17 protein-coding genes are annotated in these 23,096 nt (G+C 73.7%); 4 read left to right on the top strand and 13 right to left on the bottom strand.

From position 1 onward, the window contains the following. Nucleotides 1-217: 217 nt before the first annotated feature. Nucleotides 218-973 (top strand): SIS domain-containing protein, encoded by a 756-nt coding sequence (locus ACFRIC_RS31460; RefSeq protein ID WP_382792792.1) that lies wholly within the window; start codon nt 218-220, stop codon nt 971-973. Between the two features lie 30 nt (nt 974-1,003). On the opposite strand, the gene ACFRIC_RS31455 is transcribed toward ACFRIC_RS31460, so the two are convergent. Next, nucleotides 1,004-2,386, bottom strand: coding sequence for a PAS domain-containing protein (locus tag ACFRIC_RS31455; RefSeq protein WP_382792790.1), 1,383 nt, complete (start codon nt 2,384-2,386; stop codon nt 1,004-1,006). A 747-nt stretch (nt 2,387-3,133) separates the two neighbouring features. Here ACFRIC_RS31455 and ACFRIC_RS31450 point away from each other — a divergent pair. Further along, a complete protein-coding gene (locus ACFRIC_RS31450) occupies nt 3,134-4,198 on the top strand; it encodes an isopenicillin N synthase family dioxygenase (protein WP_382792787.1) in 1,065 nt (354 codons plus the stop codon). Nucleotides 4,199-4,240: 42 nt separating this feature from the next. On the opposite strand, the gene ACFRIC_RS31445 is transcribed toward ACFRIC_RS31450, so the two are convergent. After that, the gene (locus ACFRIC_RS31445; RefSeq protein ID WP_382792784.1) at nt 4,241-5,341 is read right to left on the bottom strand and encodes a citrate synthase 2; all 1,101 of its coding nucleotides are present in this window, start codon (nt 5,339-5,341) and stop codon (nt 4,241-4,243) included. 452 nt (nt 5,342-5,793) lie between these two features. Between ACFRIC_RS31445 and pdxH the strand changes: the two genes are divergently transcribed. Then, nucleotides 5,794-6,432: a pyridoxamine 5'-phosphate oxidase gene (pdxH, locus tag ACFRIC_RS31440; protein WP_382792893.1), complete on the top strand. Its 639-nt coding sequence runs from the start codon at nt 5,794-5,796 to the stop codon at nt 6,430-6,432. Nucleotides 6,433-6,475: 43 nt separating this feature from the next. Here the strand turns inward: pdxH and ACFRIC_RS31435 are convergent, their stop codons facing one another. From ACFRIC_RS31435 to ACFRIC_RS31400, 8 genes are all read right to left on the bottom strand, one after another. Then, nucleotides 6,476-7,093 (bottom strand): TetR/AcrR family transcriptional regulator, encoded by a 618-nt coding sequence (locus ACFRIC_RS31435; protein ID WP_382792782.1) that lies wholly within the window; start codon nt 7,091-7,093, stop codon nt 6,476-6,478. Then, nucleotides 7,081-7,815 (bottom strand): enoyl-CoA hydratase family protein, encoded by a 735-nt coding sequence (locus tag ACFRIC_RS31430; protein ID WP_382792780.1) that lies wholly within the window; start codon nt 7,813-7,815, stop codon nt 7,081-7,083. Before ACFRIC_RS31430 ends, ACFRIC_RS31435 begins: the two co-directional genes overlap by 13 nt. Then, entirely contained in the window at nt 7,812-9,377 is a 1,566-nt protein-coding gene (locus ACFRIC_RS31425; protein ID WP_382792777.1) for a 4-coumarate--CoA ligase family protein, read from the bottom strand. The genes ACFRIC_RS31430 and ACFRIC_RS31425 overlap by 4 nt, the downstream gene beginning before the upstream one ends. A gap of 17 nt (nt 9,378-9,394) precedes the next feature. Next, nucleotides 9,395-10,555 carry an acyl-CoA dehydrogenase family protein gene (locus ACFRIC_RS31420; RefSeq protein WP_382792775.1) on the bottom strand — a complete coding sequence of 387 codons (1,161 nt, stop codon included), beginning with the start codon at nt 10,553-10,555 and terminating at the stop codon, nt 9,395-9,397. 106 nt (nt 10,556-10,661) lie between these two features. Further along, nucleotides 10,662-12,542: an acetyl/propionyl/methylcrotonyl-CoA carboxylase subunit alpha gene (locus tag ACFRIC_RS31415; RefSeq protein WP_382792772.1), complete on the bottom strand. Its 1,881-nt coding sequence runs from the start codon at nt 12,540-12,542 to the stop codon at nt 10,662-10,664. 8 nt (nt 12,543-12,550) lie between these two features. After that, nucleotides 12,551-14,149 carry an acyl-CoA carboxylase subunit beta gene (locus ACFRIC_RS31410; protein WP_382792770.1) on the bottom strand — a complete coding sequence of 533 codons (1,599 nt, stop codon included), beginning with the start codon at nt 14,147-14,149 and terminating at the stop codon, nt 12,551-12,553. Further along, nucleotides 14,146-15,858 carry an acyclic terpene utilization AtuA family protein gene (locus ACFRIC_RS31405; RefSeq protein WP_382792767.1) on the bottom strand — a complete coding sequence of 571 codons (1,713 nt, stop codon included), beginning with the start codon at nt 15,856-15,858 and terminating at the stop codon, nt 14,146-14,148. The genes ACFRIC_RS31410 and ACFRIC_RS31405 overlap by 4 nt, the downstream gene beginning before the upstream one ends. Further along, nucleotides 15,855-16,649, bottom strand: coding sequence for a TIGR03084 family metal-binding protein (locus ACFRIC_RS31400; protein ID WP_382792765.1), 795 nt, complete (start codon nt 16,647-16,649; stop codon nt 15,855-15,857). The genes ACFRIC_RS31405 and ACFRIC_RS31400 overlap by 4 nt, the downstream gene beginning before the upstream one ends. Before the next feature lie 150 nt (nt 16,650-16,799). Here ACFRIC_RS31400 and ACFRIC_RS31395 point away from each other — a divergent pair, with 150 nt between their 5' ends. Further along, complete coding sequence (locus ACFRIC_RS31395; protein ID WP_382792762.1) at nt 16,800-17,570, top strand: SDR family oxidoreductase; 771 nt, start codon at nt 16,800-16,802, stop codon at nt 17,568-17,570. Between the two features lie 179 nt (nt 17,571-17,749). Here the strand turns inward: ACFRIC_RS31395 and ACFRIC_RS31390 are convergent, their stop codons facing one another. From ACFRIC_RS31390 to ACFRIC_RS31380, 3 genes are all read right to left on the bottom strand, one after another. Beyond that, entirely contained in the window at nt 17,750-18,706 is a 957-nt protein-coding gene (locus tag ACFRIC_RS31390; RefSeq protein WP_382792759.1) for a DMT family transporter, read from the bottom strand. Nucleotides 18,707-18,842: 136 nt separating this feature from the next. Then, entirely contained in the window at nt 18,843-19,967 is a 1,125-nt protein-coding gene (locus tag ACFRIC_RS31385; RefSeq protein ID WP_382792757.1) for a lipid II:glycine glycyltransferase FemX, read from the bottom strand. 46 nt (nt 19,968-20,013) lie between these two features. Next, nucleotides 20,014-23,094: an FAD-binding and (Fe-S)-binding domain-containing protein gene (locus ACFRIC_RS31380; RefSeq protein WP_382792754.1), complete on the bottom strand. Its 3,081-nt coding sequence runs from the start codon at nt 23,092-23,094 to the stop codon at nt 20,014-20,016. Nucleotides 23,095-23,096 lie beyond the last annotated feature (2 nt).

Below are 23,096 nucleotides of genomic sequence, written 5' to 3'. Positions count from 1 at the left end.
GTGAATCAGGTCCCGTCCGGCCGCCGGGGCCCGCGTCGCCGTGCCCTCGGGCGCCCCGGAAGCCGTATTGACAGGGCAGTGGTCCAGACCGCAACGTGATCCGCGACACGAGGATGTGCGGCCACGCCGGGCGACCGGTTCGGCCGTCCGCCCGCCCTGCGCCGACCCGGCGCCGACGAGATCTCCAAGCCGACGAGACTTCAAAGGGGCTTCGCCGATGAGCGACAGCAAGCTGGCCGGGCAGTTCTTCGACGCCGCGATCGGCCTGCTGCGGCAGGTGCGGGACGAGGACGCCGGGGAGATCGGGGCGGCCGGGAACCTGATCGCGGACACCGTCGTGGACGGCGGCCGGCTCTTCGCCTTCGGCGCCGGTCACTCCTCGCTCGCCGCGCAGGACATCGTCTACCGCGCGGGCGGCCTGGCCCTGATGAACCTGCTCGCCGTACCGGGGGTGGTGGGCGTCGACGTCATGCCCGCGACCCTGGGCTCCGCCCTGGAGCGGGTCGACGGCCTGGCGAGCGCGGTCCTGGACTCCAGCCCGCTGCGCTCCGGCGACCTGTTGGTGATCATCTCGCTCTCCGGCCGCAACGCGCTCCCCGTGGAGATGGCGATGAACGCCCGCGCCCTGGGCGTGAAGGTCATCGGCGTCACCTCCGTCGCCTACGCCACCGAGACGACGTCACGGCACGTGTCGGGGACCTACCTCAAGGACCACTGCGACGTCGTCCTCGACTCGCGGATCCCGGTCGGCGACGCGGAACTCACCCTGGACTCCATCGAGGCACCCTTCGCACCCGCCTCGACCGTCGTCACCTCGGCCCTCCTCCAGGCGGTGATGGCGACCGCGGCCGGCGCCCTCGCGGACCGCGGCATCGAACCGCCCCTGCTCCGCTCGGGCAACGTCGACGGCGGCCACGAGTGGAACGGCCGCGTCATGACGGAGTACGGGGACCGGATCTTCTACCGCCGCTAGGGTGCGGACCCGCCCAGGCGCGAACCCGCCCTAGGGCCTGTCCGTCAGCTCTTCCAGGTCCAGGGCCATCGCGATCCGTACGGCCACGTCCTCCGCGTACATCGCGTCCGAGCGCTCGAACCGGCTGCGGCCCGCGCTCCGCAGGAACGTCACGACCCCGAGCGTCCGGCCGCGGCTGCGCAGCACTGCGCACAGGGCGTGCACGGAGTCGCGCGGCCACTGCCGGGCCAGCGCCCATTCGCGCGCCTGCTCGGGGTCGGCGGCGGCCGCGTCGGCCCGGACCGAACCGGCGCGGTCCACGCACTGGAGCGCGGGGTGCCCCTCCCCGTAGCGCAGGGGCAGTCCGGCCTTGCCGGTGATGTGGCTCGGTCCGGGCGATCCGGCGGGCGTGGCGACGGTCCGTACGAGCCGGACGGGCCCTTCCCCGTTCGCCGGACCGCCCGGGGCGACGCGGTCGACCAGCGCGTGGTCGGCGAAGCCCGCGAGGGCGAAGTCGAGGTGGACGGCGGCGGCCTCGCCCGGGTTCTCGCACTCGGCCGCAGCCCGCGCGGCCCGGTGCAACTGGTTGGCGCGGAAGCGCAGCAGCGCCGCCTCCTGCTCGGTCTGCTTGGCCTCGGTCACGTCCTGGAAGAGCCAGCCGACACCGAGCGGTACGGGCTCCTCCGCGAGCGGCGAGGCGAGCCGCACGAAGCCGCTGCGCCAGCACCGCCGCTTCTCGCCCTCCGGCGTGCGCAGGCCCACCCACATCTCCGCGGGGGCCGGTGGCGCGCCTTCGGACAGGACGTGGGTGAGGGCGCTCTCCAGCTCCTCGACGCCCTGGGAGAGGAGGTCGCCCAGGGGCCGGCCGAGGGCGGAGGTGCGGCCGGCGCCGAGGGCGTGGGCGGCGTACGCGTTGACCACGGCGGGCCGCAGGTCGGCGTCGACCAGCACCACGCCCCAGCCGGCGTCCTCGAAGAGCGCCTCGCTCAGGGCGATCGACCGTTCGAGGTCGATCTGGGTGTGCACCTCGCTGAAGGCGCAGTACAGCCCGGCGGGCTTGCCCTCCGGGCCGCGGACGGCGGCGGACTGGGTGCGGACCAGGACCCTGCCGCCGTCCTTGGTCAGGAGCGCGAACTCGTGCACCTGGCGGCCGGGCGCCTCCATGGCGGACATCAGCCGGCCCTCGACCTCCTCGGCGTCGGCGGTCCGCACGGCCCAGCCGGCGAATCCGCGCCGCCCCACCGCTTCGGCCGCCGTCCACCCGAGGATGCGCTCGGCCTCGCGGTTCCAGTGGGTGAGGACCCCGTCGGCGTCGAAGGCGCACAGGGCGGCGTCCATGCCGTCCAGCAGCGCGGCCAGCAGGTCGGAGCCGTCCCGCTCGGGCTCGTCCGGCCCCAGCTCGTCGGTGGTCCCACTACGCCGGGAAGCACTCACCTGGACCCCCTGCAGGCTGCGTCCGTTGTGTACGGCGCGACAGTTCGCTCACTCGTCACCATTCAACTCGAACGTGACCCAGCCCACACCTCGTTCCTCGAAGATGCCCGAAGAAGAGGGAAATCCCTCTGTGCCGCGAACCGTGCGAGGACCGCGAATAAATCGCTTGAGCCTTCCGGGACGGGTTCCTAGAGTTCTCCACACGTAGGAGAGGAGGTGGTTCGGCTCATGACGGAAACCCGGACATACGAGGTGACTGCGGGCTAGCGGCCCGCTGTCGGACTCGGTTCGGCGCCGGACCGGCATGCGACACGCATGCAGCCGGCCCAATCCAACGCAGTCACCCGACCCGTGAGCTCGCCGGTACGTCCGGCCGGCCCCGTCGCCGCGAGGCGGAGGGACCCGAGCTCACGGGTCGTCCGCGTCTCCCGGCCCGCGCGCCCGCCTCCGGGCGATCGCGGACCTCCGAGTGATCGCGGACCTCCGCGGTCCGGACCTCCGAGCGATCATCGATCGTCGAGTGACCCGGGTCACAGGTGGTTCGCGGGGAGAGCAGTACGCTGTGGCCATGCTTCCGATGCTCGTCCGACGCCGCCACGTGGATTTCGTGCGCGTCACGAGCATGGGCTGTCGGCGCTCCGCCTGACCGGCCCCCTTCGCACGGCTTCTTCCCTCCCCGGCACCCGTGGCCCCCGCCCCACCCCCGGCGGCCGCCCCGGGCACCCGTAGACCCCGCGGACGCACCTCATGACGACGAACACGTCTTCCACGTTTTCCACCGCTGCCCCGAACGGGCGCTCCCACGCCCCGTACCAGCAGCTTCCGATCATCGACCTCTCGGCGGCCGACCGCGGCCCCCAGGCACGGGCGCTGCTGCACGCGCAGCTCCACAGCGCCGCCCACGACGTCGGCTTCTTCCAGCTCGTCGGGCACGGCGTGACCGAGGCCGAGACCGGCGCGCTGCTGCGGGCCATGCACCGGTTCTTCGCGCTCCCCGAGGCCGACCGGCTGGCCCTCGACAACGTCTTCTCACCGCATTTCCGCGGGTACACGCGCACGGGCGACGAGCGCACCGGCGGCAGCCGGGACTGGCGGGACCAGCTCGACATAGGCGCCGAACGGCCCGCGCGGGCGCCGCTGCCCGGCGAACCCGCGTACTGGTGGCTCCAGGGTCCGAACCAGTGGCCGGCCGCGCTGCCGGAGCTGCGGACGGCCGCGCTGGCCTGGATGGAGCGGCTGAGCGCGGTCGCGGCCCGGCTGCTGCGCGAGCTGCTGACCTCCATCGGGGCCCCCGCCGGCTTCTACGACCCGATCTTCGGCGAGCGGGCCCACCCGCACCTGAAGCTGGTGCGCTACCCCGGGAGCGCCGGCGACGGCGCCGATCAGGGCGTGGGCGCGCACAAGGACTACGGATTCCTGACGCTGCTGCTCCAGGACCGGATCGGCGGGCTCCAGGTGCAGCGCGACGACGGCCGTTTCCACGACGTGCCGCCGCTGCCGGGCGCCTTCGTGGTCAACCTGGGCGAGCTCCTGGAGGTCGCGACGAACGGCTATCTCGTAGCCACCAACCACCGGGTGGTGAGCCCGGCCGGGGCCACCGAGCGGTTCTCGGTGCCGTTCTTCTACAACCCGCGCCTGGACGCCCGGATCGAGCCGCTGCCGTTCCCGCACGCCTCCGGCGCGCCCGGCGTCACCGACGACCCGTCGAATCCGCTCTTCGCCGAGTACGGCTTCAACGAGCTCAAGGGCAAGCTGCGGGCGCACCCGCTCGTCGCCGCCCGCCACCACGCGGAGCTGCTCGCTCCCGCGTGACGGCGGTCGTCCCGGTGCGGGGCCGGTGCGCCCCGCGCCGGGTCAGTGCGCGATGTCCTCGAACCCCTCGATCTCCTGGACACCGCGGGTGCCGGGTCCCACGTAGCGGGCGGAGGGGCGCACCAGGCGGCCGGTGCGCTTCTGCTCCAGGATGTGGGCCGACCAGCCCGCGGTACGGGCGCAGGTGAACATGGACGTGAACATGTGCGCCGGGACCTCGGCGAAGTCCAGGACGATGGCCGCCCAGAACTCGACGTTCGTCGCGAGGACACGGTCCGGGCGGCGGGCGTGGAGCTCGGCGAGCGCGGCCTTCTCCAGGGCCTCGGCGACCTCGAAGCGGGGGGCGCCCAGCTCGCGCGCGGTGCGGCGCAGCACCCGCGCGCGGGGGTCCTCGGCGCGGTAGACGCGGTGGCCGAAGCCCATGAGGCGCTCGCCGTTGTCGAGGGCCTGCCGGACGTAGGCGTCGGCGTCCCCGGTGCGCTCGATCTCCTCGATCATGCCGAGGACGCGGGAGGGGGCGCCGCCGTGCAGCGGGCCCGACATGGCTCCCACCGCGCCGGAGAGCGCCGCGGCGACGTCCGCGCCGGTCGAGGCGATCACGCGGGCGGTGAAGGTGGAGGCGTTCATGCCGTGCTCGGCGGCCGAGGTCCAGTAGGCGTCGACGGCGGCGACGTGCTTGGGGTCCGGCTCTCCGCGCCAGCGGATCATGAACCGCTCGACGATGGAGTGGGCCTTGTCGATCTCGTTCTGCGGGACCATGGGCAGGCCCTGTCCGCGGGCGGACTGGGCGACGTACGACAGGGCCATGACGGCGGCGCGGGCGAGGTCCTCGCGGGCCTGCTCGGCGTCGATGTCGAGGAGGGGTTTGAGGCCCCAGACGGGTGCGAGCATCGCGAGCGCGGACTGCACGTCGACACGGATGTCACCGGAGTGGACGGGGATCGGGAACGGCTCGGCGGGCGGCAGACCGGGGTTGAAGGCGCCGTCGACGAGGAGTCCCCAGACGTTGCCGAAGGAGACGTGGCCGACGAGGTCCTCGATGTCGACGCCCCGGTAGCGAAGAGCGCCGCCCTCCTTATCGGGTTCGGCGATCTCCGTCTCGAACGCGACGACTCCTTCGAGTCCGGGTACGAAGTCGGACATCAGGCGGCTCCTCGTGATGTGTGCGACGGATGGTGTTGTCGGGGTTGTGGTGACCCTGCGCCCCTGTGGGGGCGACGGTCGACGGGGAGGTGCTGCGCCGGCCGGTTCCACGGTCGTCCGCGAAGACTCCCGAATGCTCTTCGGTCGGTCTCCGCCGGCTCGCGGTCCGAAAGCGGTCACCCCGGTGATGCCCCGTACGACTGGTCCTCCAACCGGAACGGCATCAGCACGATATCCCCGAGTGCCATCTTCAGGGAGAGAACGCGGCACTGAGTGCCACTGCGTGACGAAGCCCACCCGCCCTCGCACCCGGCCCGCGAGGGGCCCCGATGCGGCAGGATGACCGCGTGAACGATCGTGTCCCGGACGAATCCACGAACGAGCCCCTCATCCAGGCCGCGGCCGAGGCCGCCGAGGCCGCGCACGAGGAGATCGCCGCCGACCCGGCCTCCATGCGGGCGCACTACCGCGCCGAGGGACTCGACGAGAGCGATCTCGCCGCGCACCCCATGGAGCAGTTCTCCCGCTGGTTCGAGCAGGCGGCCCAGGCGGCGGTGCACGGTTTCGTGCACGAGCCGAACGCGATGGTCGTCTCCACGGCGGACGCCGAGGGCCGGCCCAGCTCACGCACGGTGCTGCTCAAGGGGTACGACGACCAGGGCTTCGTCTTCTACACGAACTACGACTCGCGCAAGGCCCGCGAGCTGTCCCGCAACCCGTACATCTCGCTGCTCTTCCCGTGGCATCCGCTGGCCCGGCAGGTCATCGTCACCGGGACGGCCCGGCGCACGGGCCGGGAGGAGACCGCCGCGTACTTCCGCACCCGCCCGCACGGCTCCCAGCTCGGCGCCTGGGCGAGCGCCCAGTCCACGGTCATCGCCGGGCGCAGCGAGCTGGACGCCACGTACGCGGAGCTGGACGCCCGCTACCCGGAGGGCGAGCAGGTGCCCGTGCCGCCGCACTGGGGCGGTTTCCGGATCGCCCCGCAGACGGTCGAGTTCTGGCAGGGCCGCGAGAACCGTCTCCACGACCGGCTCCGCTACGTGGCCCGGCCCGACGGCGGCTGGCGGGTCGAGCGGCTCAGCCCCTGACCCGGGACCGGGGCCGCCGATCCTGACCAGGGGCCGGGGCCGGTCAGCCGAGGGTCTCCTCCACGATCGTCCCCCACTGCGCCACGACCCGCTCCCTGCGGGCGGTGTCGTCGGTGAGCAGGTTCGCCAGGCCGAGACCGCGCGCCATGTCCAGCAGCCCCTGCACCGTCTCGCGCACCCCGGGCCGGGACTCGTCCGCGCCCAGCAGGTCCACCGCGATGCGGTGGCTCTCCCGGCCGACGCGCCCTTCGAGCTCGGTCACCCGCGCCCGGAGCTGGTCCTCGTTCGAGGCCGCGACCCAGAGGTGGAGGGCGGCACGGAACAGCGGCCCGGTGTAGAGGCCCACGAGGGCCTCGACGACGGCACGCCGGTCGGCGGGACCGTCGGGGAACAGGTCCCGCAGGGCGCTGGAGCGTTCCTCGGCGACGTACTCGACGGCTGCCGTGAAGAGGTCCTCGCGGGTGGGGAAGTGGTGCTGGGCGGCGCCCCGGGACACCCCGGCGCGCTCGGCGACGACGGAGACCGTGGAGCCCGCCCAGCCGTGTTCGGCGAGGCAGGCCACGGCGGCGGCCAGGAGCCGCTGCCGGGTGGCCCGGCTGCGGTCCTGTTTGGGGACGTGCGGAGTACGTGCCGCGTGTTCCGTCGCGCTCACACCACCCATGCGGGATCCCGTCGTTCGAGGAAGGCCGTCATACCCTCGCGGGCCTGCGCGGAGGAGAACAGCCGGGCCGAGAGCGCGGTCAGGTCCGCCGCGTCCCGGTCGAAGGTCTCCAGCACCTTAGCCGTGAGCAGTGCCTTCGTCTCGGCGAGGGCGTCGGGGGCCGACCGGCGCAGCCCGTCGAGCACGGGCGCGAGGACGGCGTCCACGTCGTCCCCGGCCGCCGTGAGGAGCCCGGTGCGGACGGCCTCGGGGGCGTCGAGGCGTTCGCCGGTGAGGTAGTAGCGGGCGAGGGCGCGCGGGTCGGCGCGGGGCAGCAGCGGCAGTGAGATGACGGCGGGGGCGACCCCGATCCGTACCTCGGTGAAGGCGAAGGTCGACGCCTCGCCCGCCACCGCGATGTCACAGGCCCCGAGCAGGCCGAGGCCGCCCGCCCGGACGTGTCCTGCCACCCGGGCCACGACGGGTCTGCGCAGCTCGACGATCTGCCGCAGCAGGCCGACGAAGGCCTCCGGGGGCGGCGGGTCGCGCAGGTCGGCGCCCGCGCAGAAGGTGTTCCCGGTGTGGGTCAGGACGACGGCGCGTACGTCGCCGTCCTTGCCGCAGCGGGTGAGCGCGTCGGCGAGCTCGCCCACGAGGACGGCCGAGAGCGCGTTGCGGGTGGCGGGCGAGTCCAGGGTGAGCGTGGTGACGCCGCGCTCGTGTTCCGTGCGGACGACGGTCATGACAGGCCTCGCAGTTCGCGGCGCAGGATCTTCCCGGAGACCGCCCTCGGGACGGCGTCGATGAAGCTGACGACGCGGACCCGCTTGTACGGGGCGACGCGCTCGGCGACGTACAGCATGACCTCGTTCGCGGAGAGGTCGGCGGCCGAGGGCTGGCGCACCACGAAGGCGTGCGGGACCTCGTTGTTGTCCTCGTTGTAGGACCCGATGACGGCGGCGTCGGCGATGCCGGGGTGGGTGAGCAGCAGTGCCTCCAGCTCGGCGGGGGCCACCTGGAAGCCCTTGTACTTGATGAGCTCCTTGACGCGGTCCACGACGAACAGCCAGCCGTCCTCGTCGACATGACCGACGTCCCCGGTGTGCAGCCAGCCGTCCGGGTCGATCATCGCGGCCGTCGCGTCGGGCCGGCCCAGATAGCCCTTCATGACCTGGGGCCCCCGGACGACGATCTCGCCGCGTTCTCCGACGGCGACGTCCTTGTCCGGGTCGTCGAGGGAGACGATGCGCATCTCGGTGCCGGCGACGAGTTTGCCGACCGTGCCCGGGGGCGGGTTCTCGGCGCCCAGCGGGACGACGTGCGTGCCGGGCGACAGTTCGGTCATGCCGTAGGCCTGGCCCACCGGCGGCAGCCCGAGCCTGGCCGAACAGGCGGCCGCGAGGGCGGCGTCCAGGGGCGCGGCCGCCGAGACGATGTACTCCAGGGAGGACAGGTCGTACTCCGCGACGGCCGGGTGCTTGGCGAGCGCCAGGACGATCGGCGGTGCCACGTACAGGCCGGTGATGCGGTGCTCCTGGATGGCGCCGAGGAAGGTGTCGAGGTCGAAGCGGGGCAGCACGACCACGGTGGCGCCCTGCCGCAGGGGCGCGTTCATCAGGGCGGTCAGTCCGTAGATGTGGAAGAACGGCAGTACGGCCAGGATGCGTTCGCCCGGGCCCATCGGCATGGCCGGTTCGAGCTGGGCGAGGTTGGTGGCTATGGAGCGGTGGGTGAGCATCACGCCCTTGGGGACGCCCGTGGTGCCCGAGGAGTACGGGAGCGCCGCCACGTCCTCGACGGGGTCGATGTCCACCCGCGGTTCGGGCGCGGTGCCGCCCAGCAGGTCGACCATGGACCGGTGGCCCTCGGCCTGGTCGCAGACGAAGATCTCCCGTACGCCGCCCGCGAGTTCGGCGGCCCTGCGGGCCGTCTCCAGCAGCGGCGAGACGGTCACGATCCAGCGGGCCGAGGAGTCCTGGAGCTGCTTGGCGAACTCCTCCGCCGTGGCGAGCGGGTGCACGGTGGTGACCGACGCCCCCGCGCGCGTGGCCCCGTAGAAGACCACGGGGAAGGCGATGGTGTTGGGACTGTGCAGGGCGAGCACGTCGCCCTTGCGCAGCCCCGCCTCGGCGAACGCGGCGGCCAGCCGCCGGTGGAACTGGTCGACCTGCGCGTAGGTGAGCGTGGTGCCGTCGACGCCGTCGACGAGGGCGGGCGTCTCGCCGCGCTCGGCGGCGTGTCCCAGGACGGCGTCGTGAATGGGTTCCTCGACGGCCGGAACATCTGCGTACTCGCTGCGGAACACGGTTCCTCCTAGAGCGCTCAGTACGACTTGGGCAGGCCCAGGGTCTGGTGGGAGACGTAGTTCAGAATCATCTCCCGGCTCACCGGCGCGATACGAGACACGCGCGCCGCCGTGATGAGGGAGGCGAGCCCGAACTCCCGGGTGAGGCCGTTGCCGCCGAGGGTGTGGACCGCCTGGTCGACGGCCCGCACACAGGCCTCCCCGGCCGCGTACTTGGCCATGTTGGCGGCCTCCCCGGCCCCGATGTCGTCGCCGATGTCGTACAGGTACGCGGCCTTCTGCATCATCAGCCGGGCCAGTTCGAGCTCGATGTGGGCCTGCGCGAGCGGGTGGGCGATGGCCTGGTGCGCGCCGATGGGCGCCTTCCAGACGGTGCGGTCCCGCGCGTACTCCACGGCCCTGGCGAGCGCGAAGCGGCCCATGCCGATCGCGAACGCGGCCGTCATCACCCGCTCCGGGTTGAGACCGGCGAACAGTTGCAGCAGTCCCGCGTCCTCGTCGCCGACCAGGGCGTCGGCCGGCAGCCGCACCTCGTCCAGGGTGAGCTCGAACTGCTTCTCCGCGCTGGCCAGTTCCATGTCGATCTGCCGCCGCCCGAAGCCCTCGGCGTCGCGCGGGACGATGAACAGGCAAGGCTTGAGGCTGCCGGTGCGCGCGTCCTCCGTGCGGCCCACGATGAGCGTCGCGTCGGCGATGTCGACGCCGGAGATGAAGACCTTGCGGCCGGTCAGGACCCAGTCGGTGCCGTCGCGGCGGGCCGTGGTGGTGATGCGGTGCGAGTTGGAGCCGGCGTCGGGCTCGGTGATGCCGAACGCCATCGTGCGGGAGCCGTCGGACAGGCCCGGCAGCCAGGTGCGCTTCTGCTCCTCGGTGCCGAAACGGGCGATGACCGTGCCGCAGATGGCGGGCGAGACGACGAGCATCAGCAGCGGACAGCCGGCCGCACCCAGCTCCTCCAGGACGATGGACAGTTCCGCGATGCCGCCGCCTCCGCCCCCGTACTCCTCCGGCAGGTTCACCCCGAGGTAGCCGAGCTTGCCCGCCTCGGCCCACAGCTCGTCGGGGTGACCGCCTTCAGCGACGGCCTTGGTGAGGTACTCGCGGCCGTAGCGCTTGCCGAGAGCGGCGACCGCGGAACGGAGCGCCTTGTGTTCGTCGGTCTCTGTGACAGGGCTCATGAGGGCTCCTCGGTACGGAGATACGGAACGTGCGGGAGTACGAGGGGTGCGGAAGGTTCGGGAGATGCGGAAGGTTCGGGAGATCCGGGAGATGCGGGGCGCCGTCTCACCCGGCGTCGGCCGGTGGCGTCTCCCCGGGCGTCGCGTCCTCGCGTACGACGGCCAGCAGCGCGCCCACCTCCACCTGCTGCCCGACGACGGCGTGCAGAGCGGTGAGCGTGCCCGCCGTCGGCGCCGAGATCCGGTGCTCCATCTTCATCGCCTCCAGCCACAGCAGCGGCTCCCCGGCCCGCACCGCGGCGCCCTCGGCGAGCCCCTCGGCCACCCGGACCACGGTGCCGGGCATCGGCGCGAGCAGCGAGCCCGGAGCCCGGTCCGCGGCCGGATCGGGGAAACGGGGGAGCTCGGTCAGCGCGGTCGCGTTCACGAAGACCCGGCCGTCCGCGTACCGCGTCACCTCGAACGTCCGCCGTACTCCCGCCACTTCGAGGACGACCCGGCCGGCGTCGGCGTGCAGCACGCGCACCCCGTCGGCCGCGAGTCCCTGCCGCGTGTGCCGGTACGCGGCCTCGTGCTCGGAGCCGTGCATCCGGTAGCGCCTGGTCTGCGGAGCCGACGCCAGGTTCCGCCAGCCGCCGAACCGCGAGCGCCCGTGCGCGTCGGCCAGGGCCGCGGCCAGCGGGGCGTACGGATCGGGGGCGGGCTCGGTCAGCGCGGCGAGGTGACGGTCGTAGAAGCCCGTGTCCATCCGGGCCCCGGTGAACTCCTCGTGCCGCAGCGACCGTACGAGCAGATCCCGGTTGGTGACCGGACCGTGGAGCGTGGCCCGCTCCAGGGCGCCCGCCAGCTTCCGCACGGCCTCCGCGCGGGTGGGGGCGTGCGCGACGACCTTCGCGAGCATCGGGTCGTAGTGGATGCCCACCGAGTCGCCGTCGGCGAACCCGGTGTCCAGCCGGACGCCGTCCGGGACGGCGATCCGGTGCAGGGTGCCCGTCTGCGGCGCCCACGCGCCCGCCGGGTCCTCCGCGTACAGCCGGGCCTCCACCGCGTGGCCCCGCGCGGGCGGGGGCTCGCCCTCCAGCCGCTCCCCCTCCGCGACCCGCAGTTGCAGGGCCACCAGGTCGACCCCGAACACCGCCTCCGTCACCGGGTGTTCGACCTGGAGCCGGGTGTTCATCTCCAGGAAGTGCGCGGTGCCGTCGGCGACGAGGAACTCGACCGTGCCGGCCCCGACGTAGTCCACGGCGCGGGCGGCGCGCACCGACAACTCGTGGAGCCGTCGCGTGAGTTCCTCCCCCAGTCCGGGGGCGGGCGCCTCCTCGATCACCTTCTGGTGGCGGCGCTGGAGGGAGCAGTCGCGGGTGCCGAGCGGCCAGACCGTGCCGTGCGCGTCGGCCAGGATCTGCACCTCGACGTGCCGGCCGCCCTCGACGTACGGCTCGACGAACACCTCGCCGTCGCCGAAGGCGCTCAGCGCCTCCGCCCTGGCCGCCTCCAACTCGGACTCCAGATGCTCCAGTTCACGGACGATCCGCATCCCACGGCCGCCGCCGCCCGCGGCGGCCTTGACCAGCACCGGCAGGTCCGCGGCGGTGACCCGCTCCAGGGGCGCGAGCCCCATCAGCTTCTTCGCCCGCGTCTTGGACGCCATCGCCTCGATCGCCTCGGGGGACGGCCCGACCCACACCAGCCCGGCGTCGATCACCGCCCGCGCGAAGTCCGCGTTCTCCGACAGGAACCCGTACCCCGGGTGCACCGCGTCGGCGCCCGCGTCCAGCGCGGCCCGCACGACGAGATCGCCCCGCAGATACGTCTCGGCGGGGGTCGCGCCGGGCAGTCGCACCGCCGCGTCCGCCTCGCGGGTGTGCAGGGCGTTCTCGTCGGCGTCGGAGTACACGGCGACCGTGCGCACCCCGGCCGCACGGCAGGTGCGGAAGACCCGGCAGGCGATCTCGCCCCGGTTGGCGACCAGCAGACTCGCAATCACGTGATCCCTCACATCCGGAAGACGCCGAAGCCACCGCGCGCGCCCTCGAAGGGCGCCGTGTGGATCGCGGACAGGCACAGGCCGAGGACGGTGCGGGTGTCGCGCGGGTCGATGACCCCGTCGTCGTACAGCCGCCCGGACAGGAACATCGGCAGCGACTCGGACTCGATCTGCTGCTCCACCATGGCGCGCAGCGCCGCGTCGGCGTCGTCGTCGTACGGGTGGCCCTTCGCCGCGGCCGACTGCCGGGCGACGATCGACAGGACGCCCGCGAGCTGCTGCGGTCCCATCACGGCCGATTTGGCGCTGGGCCAGGCGAACAGGAACCGCGGGTCGTATGCCCGGCCGCACATCCCGTAGTGGCCGGCGCCGTAGGAGGCGCCCATGAGCACCGACAGATGCGGGACCCGCGAGTTGCTCACCGCGTTGATCATCATCGCGCCGTGCTTGATGATGCCGCCCTGCTCGTACTCCTTGCCGACCATGTAGCCGGTGGTGTTGTGCAGGAAGAGCAGCGGGATGTCGCGCTGGTTGGCCAGTTGGATGAACTGGGCGGCCTTCTGGGACTCGGCGCTGAACAGCACGCCCTGCGCGTTGGCGAGGATGCCGACCGGGTAGCCGTGCAGGCTCGCCCAGCCGGTGGTCAGGCTCGTCCCGTACAGCGGCTTGAACTCGTCGAAGTCCGAGCCGTCGACGATCCGGGCGATCACCTCGCGCGGGTCGAAGGGGTGCTTCAGATCGCCGGGGACGATTCCCAGCAGTTCGTCCTCGTCGTACTTGGGGGGCTCGGCCGGGGCCGGATCGCCGTACGCCTTGCGGTGGTTGAGCCGGGCGACGACCCGGCGGGCCTGGCGCAGCGCGTCCCGCTCGTCCACGGCGAAGTGGTCCGCGAGGCCCGACACGCGCGCGTGCATCTCCGCGCCGCCCAGCGACTCGTCGTCGCTCTCCTCGCCGGTGGCCATCTTCACCAGCGGCGGACCGCCGAGGAAGACCTTCGCCTTCTCCTTGACCATGATCACGTGGTCGGACATGCCGGGGACGTACGCGCCGCCGGCGGTCGAGTTCCCGAAGACCACGGCCACCGTGGGGATCCCGGCCGCCGACAGCCGGGTGAGGTCGCGGAAGATCGCGCCCCCGGGGATGAAGATCTCCTTCTGGGAGGGCAGGTCGGCGCCGCCGGACTCGACGAGGCTGATGCAGGGCAGCCGGTTCGCGAGGGCGATGTCGTTGGCCCGCAGCGCCTTCTTCAGGCTCCACGGGTTGCTGGCGCCGCCGCGCACGGTCGGGTCGTTGGCGGTGATCAGGCACTCGACGCCCTCGACCACCCCGATGCCGGTGACGAGCGAGGCGCCCACCGTGTAGTCGCTGCCGTAGCCCGCGAGCGGCGACAGCTCCAGGAAGGGCGTGTCCGGGTCGAGCAGCAGCTCGATGCGCTCGCGGGCGAGCAGCTTGCCGCGCTTCCGGTGCCGCTCGACGTACTTCTCGCCGCCGCCCGCGAGGGCCTTGGCGTGCTCGGTGTCGAGGTCGGCGAGCTTGGCGAGCATGACCTCGCGGTTCGCCTGGTAGTCCTGGCCGCCCACGTCCAGGGCGGACGAAAGGACCGTCATAGCAGGACCTCCGGGATGTCGAGGTGACGGGAGCGGAGCCATTCGCCGAGCGCCTTGGCCTGCGGGTCGAAGCGGGCCTGGGAGGCGACGCCCTCGCCGAGGATCCCCTCGACCACGAAGTTGAGGGCGCGCAGGCCCGGCAGGACGTGCCGGACGACCCGCAGCGGGCGGCTCTCCGGGATCAGCTCCCGAAAACGGTCGGCCGTCAGTTCATGGGCGAGCCAGCGCCAGGCCTCGTCGGTGCGGACCCAGACGCCGACGTTGGCGTTGCCGCCCTTGTCGCCGCTGCGGGCGCCCGCGATCAGTCCGAGCGGGGCCCGGCGGGTGGGACCCGCGGGCAACGGCTCGGGCAGGGACGGCTCTTCGAGTGTCTCCAGGACGAGCGTGTCCTGGGCCGGGATCACCGAGAGGCGGCTCCCGTCGTCGAGGACGGCCACCTGGTCCACGGCGCCCTGGGGGACGTACACATCCTCGAAGACCCCATAGGGCGCGCCCTTGCCCGGTGGCGCCACCACATGGAATCCGGGGTAGCTGGCGAGTGCCAGCTCGATGGCCGCCCCGCTCAGCGCGCGCCCCACGGTGGCCTGGTCGGGATCGCGGACGACGAGCCGCAGCAGGGCGCTGGCCGTCTCCTCGGTGTCCGCGTCGGCCCGGTCGGTGCGCACCAGTTCCCAGCGCACCTCCGCGGGCGGCGTCTTGGCGAGCGCGTCGCCCATCTGCTCGCGCACCAGCGCGGCCTTGGTCTCGATGCCGAGTCCGGTCAGGACGAAGGTGACCTCGTTGCGGAAGCCGCCGAGCTTGTTGAGGCCGACCTTGAGGGTGGGGGGCGGTGCCTCGCCGCGCACGCCCTCGATCCGCACCCGGTCCGGGCCGTCCTGGACCAGCCGGACGGTGTCCAGGCGGGCGGTGACGTCGGGTCCCGCGTACCGGGCTCCCCCGGTCTCGTACAGGAGTTGCGCGGTGACCGTGCCGACGTCGACGAAGCCGCCGGTGCCGGGGTGCTTGGTGACGACGCAGCTTCCGTCCTCGTGGATCTCCGCGAGCGGGAAACCGGGGCGGCGCACGTCGCCGTCGGCGAAGAAGGAGTAGTTGCCGCCGGTGGCCTGGGTACCGCACTCCAGCACGTGCCCGGCGACGACGGCTCCCGCGAGCCGGTCGAAGTCCGTGGGCCGCCAGCCGAAGTGGGCGGCGGCGGGCCCGGTGACCAGGGCCGCGTCGGTGACCCGTCCGGTGACCACGATGTCCGCGCCCGCCAGCAGGCACTCCGCGATGCCGAAGCCGCCGAGATAGGCGTGCGCGGCGAGGCTGCCGATGGGGGTCCCCCCTGGTCGAGCGGAGTCGAGAGCTTGGGGGAGTGCGGCGGTGAGGTCGTCGCCCTCGACGTGGGCGACGCGCACCGGGATGCCGAGCCGGCCGGCCAGGTCCCGGACGGCGCCGGCGAGGCCCGCCGGGTTGAGGCCCCCGGCGTTCGTCACGATCTTCACGGACCGCTCGTGGGCGAGACCGAGACAGTCCTCCAACTGCCGCAGGAAGGTACGGGCGTATCCGGCGGCGGGGTCCTTCAGCCGGTCCCGGCCCAGGATCAGCATGGTCAGCTCGGCGAGGTAGTCACCGGTGAGGACGTCCAGTTCACCGCCGGTGAGCATCTCGCGCAGGGCGTCGAAGCGGTCGCCGTAGAAGCCGGAGGCGTTGCCGATGCGCAGCGTCACGCCGCCCCCTCCTTCGGCGGGCGTCCGTCGCCGGGCGGGCCCGCGAAGGCCTGGGCGATGCCGAGCCAGCGCTCGGCGTCGGGGCCCTCGGCGCGCACGTCGACGTCGGCGCGGTTCGCCCGCTGGGTGACCAGCAGGCAGAAGTCGAGGGCGGTGCCGGTGACCCGCTGGGGGGCGTCCTCGGGGCCGTAGGCCCAGGTGTCGCCCGAGGGGGCGAGGATCTCGACCCGGAACTCCTCGGCGGGCGCGGCGAGCCCGCGCGCGGCGAAGGCGAAGTCCCGGGTGCGCACCCCGATGCGGACCACGTACCTGAGCCGGTCGGTGGGGGCGCGGACGACACCGAGGGCGTCGGCGACGTCCTGGCCGTGGGCCCAGGTCTCCATGAGCCGGCCGGTGGCCATGGAGGCGCCGGACATGGGCGGGCCGTACCAGGGAAAGCGGGTGCCCGGCACGGACGCCCGCAGGGCCCGGTCGAGCGCGGCGCGCCCCGCCCGCCAGCGGGCCAGCAGTTCGGCGGACGGCAGCCGGGCCCCAGCGGCGGCGCCGTCGTCCACGAACGTCGTGGGCGCCGCGAGCGCCTTCTCGACGAGGCCGTGGAAGGCGTCGGCGTCCGTGACGGACAGGAGGGCGGAGTGGTCGGTCCAGGCGAGGTGGGCGATCTGATGGGCGACGGTCCAGTGGGGCGCGGGCGTCGGGAGCGCCCACCGCTGCGGACTCAACTCGGCCACGAGCCGGTCGAGTTCTTCGCTTTCGTCACGCAGATCGTCGAACACGGGCGTCGGATCGGACATGGGGGGAGCATGTCAGCGCCCCCAGAAACAATCAAGCATGCTTGCATCAATTTATTTCCCGCCGTCGGCCCCGGACCCGTCACATCTCCGGCCCCCGGTCCGTCATACCGATGACGACGCGACACGAGGGACGCAGAGGGAGACATGAGCATGAGCGAGACCAAGAAGATCGCGGTGGCCGGGGCGACCGGGCGGCTCGGGCGGCATGTCGTGGACGTGCTGACGGAGCGCGGGCACGCCGTCGTACCGATGTCCCGGGCCACCGGGGTCGACATCGTCACCGGCGCCGGACTGGCCGAGGCGCTGGAGGGTGTGGACGTCGTGATCGACGCGTCCAGCACGCCCTCGGCGGACCAGGAGGTGGCGACGGAGTTCTTCACGGCCGCGGCCCGCAGTCTGCACGAGGCCGGGGAGAAGGCCGGGGTCGGCCGGCTGGTGGTCGTGTCGATCATCGGCATCGACGCCTCGGTCGCCGGTTACAACGCGGCCAAGCTGGAGCACGAGCGCGCGGTGCTGGCGGGACCGGTGCCGGTGCGGGTGCTGCGGGCGGCGCAGTTCCACGAGCTCGTGGAGCAGTTCACGCAGTGGGGGCGCCAGGGCGACACCGTGTACGTCCCGAGGATGCGGACCCAGCTCGTGGCGGCGCGGGCCGTGGCGGAGGCGCTGGTGGAGCTGGCGGAGGCGGACGAGGCGCCGGGGGCGCGGGCCCCGTTCCCGGAGGTGGCCGGTCCGCGCGAGGAGAGCCTGGAGGAGGCGGCCCGGCTGCTGCTGTCCCGCCGGGACCCGGCCGCGAAGCTGATCGCCGTGAGCGACCCGGACAACCCGGAGCGGGACCTGTTCGAGAACGGCGGCCTGCTCCCCGGAGCGGACGCCCGGCTGGCGGGCCCGGCGTTCGCCGAATGGCTGGAGTCGACTTCCTGAACCGGGCGCGCCCCGGGGTGCCTGCCCCGGGCGCTCGGCACCCGGGGCGCCGGGCGGGCGGGGCGCCGGGTGAGCGGGGCGCCGGGAGCTCCGGGCGGGGTGCGGGTGCCCGGGGTGTCGCACCGCGGGGCCGCGGCCGTGCCGGACCGCCCGGCCGGAGGCCCCGTGACGCGTGCGGGTCAGGGGGCGTCGAGCGGGAGGGTCGCCTTGCCTCGGCCGACCTGGGTGCGGACCGCGCCCATGCTCGCGCCGATGACCAGGGCGATCGCGGCCGCCTGGGGGGCGGACAGGGACTGGTCGAGGATGAGGAAGCCCGCTGTCGCGGCGATGGCGGGCTCCAGGCTCATCAGGATCGCGAAGGTGGACGCGGGCAGCCGGCGCAGGGCGAGGAGTTCGAGGGTGTAGGGCAGGACCGAGGAGAGGACCGCGACGGCGGAGCCGAGGGCCACCGTGGTCGGGTCCAGCAGCCGGGTGCCGGACTCGGCGATCCCCAGCGGGAGGAACAGCAGCGCCGCCACGGCCATGGCCAGCGCCAGCCCGTCGGCCTGCGGGAACCGGCGGCCCGTACGGGCGCTGAAGACGATGTACGCCGCCCACATCGCGCCCGCCCCGAGCGCGAAGGCCGCGCCCACCGGGTCGAGGGAGCCGAACCCTCCGCCGCCCAGCAGGAAGACCCCGCACAGGGCGAGGCCCGCCCACACCGCGTTGACCGCGCGGCGGGAGGCCAGCACCGACAGGGCGAGGGGGCCGAGCACCTCCAGGGTGACGGCGGCGCCGAGGGGGATGCGGGCGACCGACTCGTAGAAGAGACCGTTCATCGCGCCCATGGCGATGCCGAAGACGGCGACCGTCCCCCAGTCGGCGCGCGAGTGGCCGCGCAGCCGGGGACGGCAGAACAGGAGCAGGATCACCGCGGCGGCGAGCAGGCGCAGGGTGACCACGCCGAGCGCGCCGGCCCTGGGCATGAGGGTCACCGCGAGGGCGCCGCCGAACTGGACCGAGATCCCCCCGGCCAGCACCAGCCCGACGGGCCCGAGGGAACCGAGACGGCCGGGCGCGCCGCCCGGGGACACGGGGGCGTGGTCCGTCCCGGGAACGGGCGCGGACGGCGAGGTGGTGGCGCTGGGGGTGCTCACGGGCGGTCCTGGGGGCTGGCTACGGTCAGGTGTTCATCACGGTGCACTACCGAGTCCAGGGTAGTGGACTTCGTCAGGAGTGTGAACCGCTCATGTAGCTGTCCTGGATGCTGAGACCGGGACCGGGACGCCCTCCTCAGCGACGGGACATGTAGACGTCGAGCGCCTTGTGCAGCAGCCGGTTGATGGGGAGGTCCCACTCCCCCAGGTACTCCGCGGCCTCGCCGCCCGCGCCGGCCTTGAAGCGCAGCAGTCCGACGAGGTGGTCGCTCTCGTCGAGGGTGTCGGTGATGCCGCGGAAGTCGTACACGGCGGCGCCCAGCGCGTGGGCGTCGCTCATCATGCGCCACTGGATGGCGTTGTTGGGCTGCACCTCGCGCTTGCGGCTGGTGGAGGCGCCGTAGGAGTACCAGACATGGCTGCCGACGGTCAGCATGGTGGCCGCGGCCAGGACGTCGCCCTCGTGGCGGGCGAGGTACAGCCGCATGCGGTCGGGGTCCTCGGCCGTGAGCGAGGTCCACATCCGCTGGAAGTAGGGCAGCGGGCGCGGGATGAAGCGGTCCCGCTCCGCCGTCTCCGCGTAGAGCTCGTAGAAGGCGGGCAGGTCGTCGTATCCGCCCCTGACCACCTCGACGCCGGCCTTGTCGGCCTTCTTGATGTTGCGGCGCCACTGCTGGTTGAGGCCCTTGTGGATGTCCTCCAGGGAGCGTCCGGCGAAGGGGACCTGGAAGACGTAGCGGGGCTGGCCTGCCGCGAAGCCGTCCTCGCCGCCCGGCTCGGTCCGCTGCCAGCCCATGGCCCGCAGCCGCTCGGCGATCTCGGCGGCGCCCGGTTCGTGCGAGGAGGCCGTCACTTCGCCGAGGCGCCGCGCCGCCGGATCGGCGATGGCCGTCTTGACCGTGTCCGCGCTCCAGCGGCGCGTGACGACGGGCGGGCCCATCTTCACGGTGAACGCGCCGCGTGACTTCAGATGCGCGACCATCGGCCGCAGCCAGCGTTCGGCGAGGTCCGGGTCGTGCCAGTCGATGACGGGACCCTCGGGCAGATACGCGAGGTAGCGCTTGACCTTCGGCAGGGGGCGCAGCAGCACGAGGCCGGCCCCCTGGAGGCGGCCGTCCGCGTCGAACCAGCCGAGGCTCTCCGCCCGCCAGTCCGGCTTCACGTCCCCCCAGGACGGCACCTGCATATGGCTGGCCGAGGGCCGCGAGCGGACGAACGCCAGGTGTTCGTCGCGGGTGATCGACTGCAGGCGGAGGGTCATGCGGGTCGCTCCTCGGAGTCCTTCGGCCGGTGAGACGCCAGCGTACTTACGGAGTCGCCGCGGGCCCCTCGTTCCGCGGGCCGTCGTCCAGCGCCCGTGCCAGCACCTCCGCCAGGTGGCGGCCCCGGCGGCCGGAGAGCTGGGCCAACTGGGTGCGGCAGGAGAAGCCGTCGGCGAGGATCACGGCGGCGCCGCCTGCCGCCCGGACCGCCGGCAGGAGCTGTTCCTCCGCGCAGGCCCGCGACACCTCCTCGTGGCCCCTCTCGAAGCCGAAGTTGCCCGCGAGCCCGCAGCAGCCGCCGGCGAGGGTGCCGGTCAGGCCCGCCGCCTCGCGCAGCCGGCGTTCGGCCCCGTCGCCGAGGACGGCGTGCTGATGGCAGTGCGTCTGGCCCACCACCGGACGGTCCAGGCGGGGCGGGGTCCAGTGCGGCGCGTGCCGTTCCAGTGCCTCGGCGAAGGTCACCACCGAGGCCGCCAGTCGCGCCGCGCGCGGGTCGCCGGGCAGCAGCTCGGGCAGGTCCGTGCGCAGGGCCGCGGCGCAGCTCGGCTCCAGCACGACGACCGGGAGGCCGTCCATGGAGAGGTAGGGCTCCAGGAGGTCGAGGGTGCGGCGCAGGACGGCGCGGGCGCGGTCGAGCTGGCCGGTCGAGACGTACGTCAGTCCGCAGCAGACCCGGTGCCGGCGGCGCGGGAGCAGCGTGCCCGGCCGGAAGGGGCCCCTGGTGACCCCGTCGCCGACGGGCCCGTGGCGCCACACCGTCCTCGGCGGCAGCAGCACGGCCAGTCCGGCGGCCTCCAGGACCCGTACGGCGGCCCGTCCGACGGAGGGCTCCAGGTGCTCGGTGAAGGTGTCCGGCCACAGGAGGACCGTCCGGCCCTCGAACCCCGGGAACAGTCCGGCACCGGGCGGCCGCCCCTCGCGTCCCGCCGCGCCCGCCGCGCCCCGGCGCCGCTCACGCACGTAGGCCCGTGCCCGGTCCCGGAACCGGGCCGACCACCACCGGCTGAACGTCTCCGGGGCCAGCCGCGGAATGTCCCGTCCGGGTGCGACGCCGGCCAGGCGCTTGGCCGCGGCGGCCACCGGGGGCAGGGACACGAGGAGGTTGACGAGCCGGGCCGAGCGGGTGCGGGTCACGGCCGCGAGCCAGAAGGGGAGCCGGCCCAGGGCGTAGTGCGCGGCGGGACGGCGGCGGCCGGCGTAGTGGTGGTGGAGGAACTCCGCCTTGTACGTGGCCATGTCGACGCCGACCGGGCAGTCGGACCGGCATCCCTTGCACGACAGGCACAGGTCGAGCGCGTCACGGACCTCCGTCGAACGCCACCCGTCGGTGACGATCTCGCCGGCGAGCATCTCGTGCAGCAGCCTGGCCCGGCCGCGCGTGGAGTGCGCCTCCTCGCCGGTGGCCCGGAAGGAGGGGCACATGACCTCGTCGCCGCCCGGGACCGTTGCCGTACGGCACTTGGCGACGCCCACGCAGCGGCGCACCGCCGCCGAGAAGTCGCCGCCGTCCGCCGGATAGCCGAACTCCACGTCCACCGGCCGGTGCGGCAGCACCGCGAAGCGCAGGTTCTCGTCCAGCCGGTGCGGGCGGACGAGCATGCCGGGGTTGAGCAGGCCGCTCGGGTCCCAGAGGTCCTTGGCCCGTTCGAAGAGGCGGACCAGGTCGGCGCCGTACATGGCCGGCAGCAGTTCCGCGCGGGCCTGCCCGTCCCCGTGCTCGCCGGACAGGGAGCCGCCGTGGGAGACGACGAGGCGGGCGGCCTCCTCCGAGAAGCGGCGGAAGCGGGTGACGCCTTCCCGGGAGATCAGGTCGAAGTCGATCCGGACGTGGATGCAGCCGTCGCCGAAGTGCCCGTACGGGGTGCCGTGCAGACCGTGGGCGGCGAGCAGGGCGCGGAAGTCGCGGAGGTACGCGCCGAGCCGGGCGGGCGGCACCGCGCAGTCCTCCCAGCCGGGCCAGGCCTCACCGCCGAGCCCGTGCCCCCGGCCGGGCAGGGCGTCGTCCCCCGCGTGGGGCATCCGGGTCGCCGTGCCGCTCGCGTCCTCCCGCAGCCGCCACAGCGCCCGCTGCCCGGCCGGGTCGGTGACCACCAGGGCGTCCCGTACGTCACCGGCCCGCACGATCGTGTCCGCACGCGCGCGTGCCTCGGCCGGTGATCCGCCGCCGGTCTCCACGAACAGCCAGGCCCCGCCGCGCGGCAGCCCCGCGTCGGCGGGCACGAGATCGGCGGCCATCCCCTCCACGGTCAGCGGCCCGTACCCGAGCAGGCCGGCCGCGGCGTCCGCGGCCGCGCTCTCGTCGGGGTAGGCGAGGACGGCCAGCGCCCGCGCCGGAGGCGCCTCGACCAGGCGTACGACCGCCTCGGCGAGCAGGCCCCAGGTGCCCTCGGTGCCGCAGAACGCGCGGGCCACGTCCGCGCCGCGCTCGGGCAGGAGCGCGTCGAGGGCGTATCCGGAGATCCGCCGGGGCAGCTCGGGGAAGCCGGTCCGCAGCAACGCCAACTCGCCCTCCACCAGGGCCTTCAGACCGTCCGGGGCGCCCTGCCAGGCGCGGCCGAGGCGGCGGGTGTCCCCGCCCGCGCCGACGACGGTGAGCTCTCGCACGTTGTCCGCGGTGGTGCCCCAGGCGACCGAGTGGGAGCCGCAGGAGTTGTTGCCGATCATCCCGCCGAGGGTGCAGCGGCCGTGCGTGGAGGGGTCGGGGCCGAAACGCAGGCCGTGCGGGGCCGCGGCCTCCTGGAGACGGTCGAGTACGACGCCGGGCTGGACGACGGCCGTACGGGCCTCCGGGTCGACGGCGAGGATCCGGTTCATGTGCCGGGTGAAGTCGAGGACGACGCCGGTGCCCGTGGCCTGCCCGGCGATCGAGGTGCCACCGCCTCGCGCCACGACCGGCACCGCGTGGGCGCGGCACACGGCGAGCGCGGCGGCCACGTCGTCGGCGTCCCGCGGGGCCACCACACCGAGCGGCACGCGCCGGTAGTTGGACGCGTCCATCGTGGTCAGCGCCCGCGCCGTCGCGTCGAAGGAGACCTCGCCGCGCACGGCCCGCGCCAGTTCGGACCGCAGCCGTCCGGCGAGCCCCTCGTCCGCGTTTCCTTCCGGCCGTCCACCCAGATCCGTCATGT

The organism is Streptomyces sp. NPDC056738 (assembly GCF_042790435.1).
Lineage (GTDB): Bacteria > Actinomycetota > Actinomycetes > Streptomycetales > Streptomycetaceae > Streptomyces.
This window is presented reverse-complemented; position numbering and strand designations above follow the sequence as displayed.

Bases quoted from the DNA above. Each gene is read 5' to 3' on its own strand.
- ACFRIC_RS31460 (WP_382792792.1), top strand. From the start codon at position 218: ATGAGCGACAGCAAGCTGGCCGGGCAGTTCTTCGACGCCGCGATCGGC.
- ACFRIC_RS31450 (WP_382792787.1), top strand. From the start codon at position 3,134: ATGACGACGAACACGTCTTCCACGTTTTCCACCGCTGCCCCGAACGGG.
- ACFRIC_RS31445 (WP_382792784.1), bottom strand. From the start codon at position 5,341: ATGTCCGACTTCGTACCCGGACTCGAAGGAGTCGTCGCGTTCGAGACG.
- pdxH (WP_382792893.1), top strand. From the start codon at position 5,794: ATGCGGGCGCACTACCGCGCCGAGGGACTCGACGAGAGCGATCTCGCC.
- ACFRIC_RS31435 (WP_382792782.1), bottom strand. From the start codon at position 7,093: ATGGGTGGTGTGAGCGCGACGGAACACGCGGCACGTACTCCGCACGTC.
- ACFRIC_RS31430 (WP_382792780.1), bottom strand. From the start codon at position 7,815: ATGACCGTCGTCCGCACGGAACACGAGCGCGGCGTCACCACGCTCACC.
- ACFRIC_RS31420 (WP_382792775.1), bottom strand. From the start codon at position 10,555: ATGAGCCCTGTCACAGAGACCGACGAACACAAGGCGCTCCGTTCCGCG.
- ACFRIC_RS31410 (WP_382792770.1), bottom strand. From the start codon at position 14,149: ATGACGGTCCTTTCGTCCGCCCTGGACGTGGGCGGCCAGGACTACCAG.
- ACFRIC_RS31400 (WP_382792765.1), bottom strand. From the start codon at position 16,649: ATGTCCGATCCGACGCCCGTGTTCGACGATCTGCGTGACGAAAGCGAA.
- ACFRIC_RS31395 (WP_382792762.1), top strand. From the start codon at position 16,800: ATGAGCGAGACCAAGAAGATCGCGGTGGCCGGGGCGACCGGGCGGCTC.
- ACFRIC_RS31385 (WP_382792757.1), bottom strand. From the start codon at position 19,967: ATGACCCTCCGCCTGCAGTCGATCACCCGCGACGAACACCTGGCGTTC.
- ACFRIC_RS31380 (WP_382792754.1), bottom strand. From the start codon at position 23,094: ATGACGGATCTGGGTGGACGGCCGGAAGGAAACGCGGACGAGGGGCTC.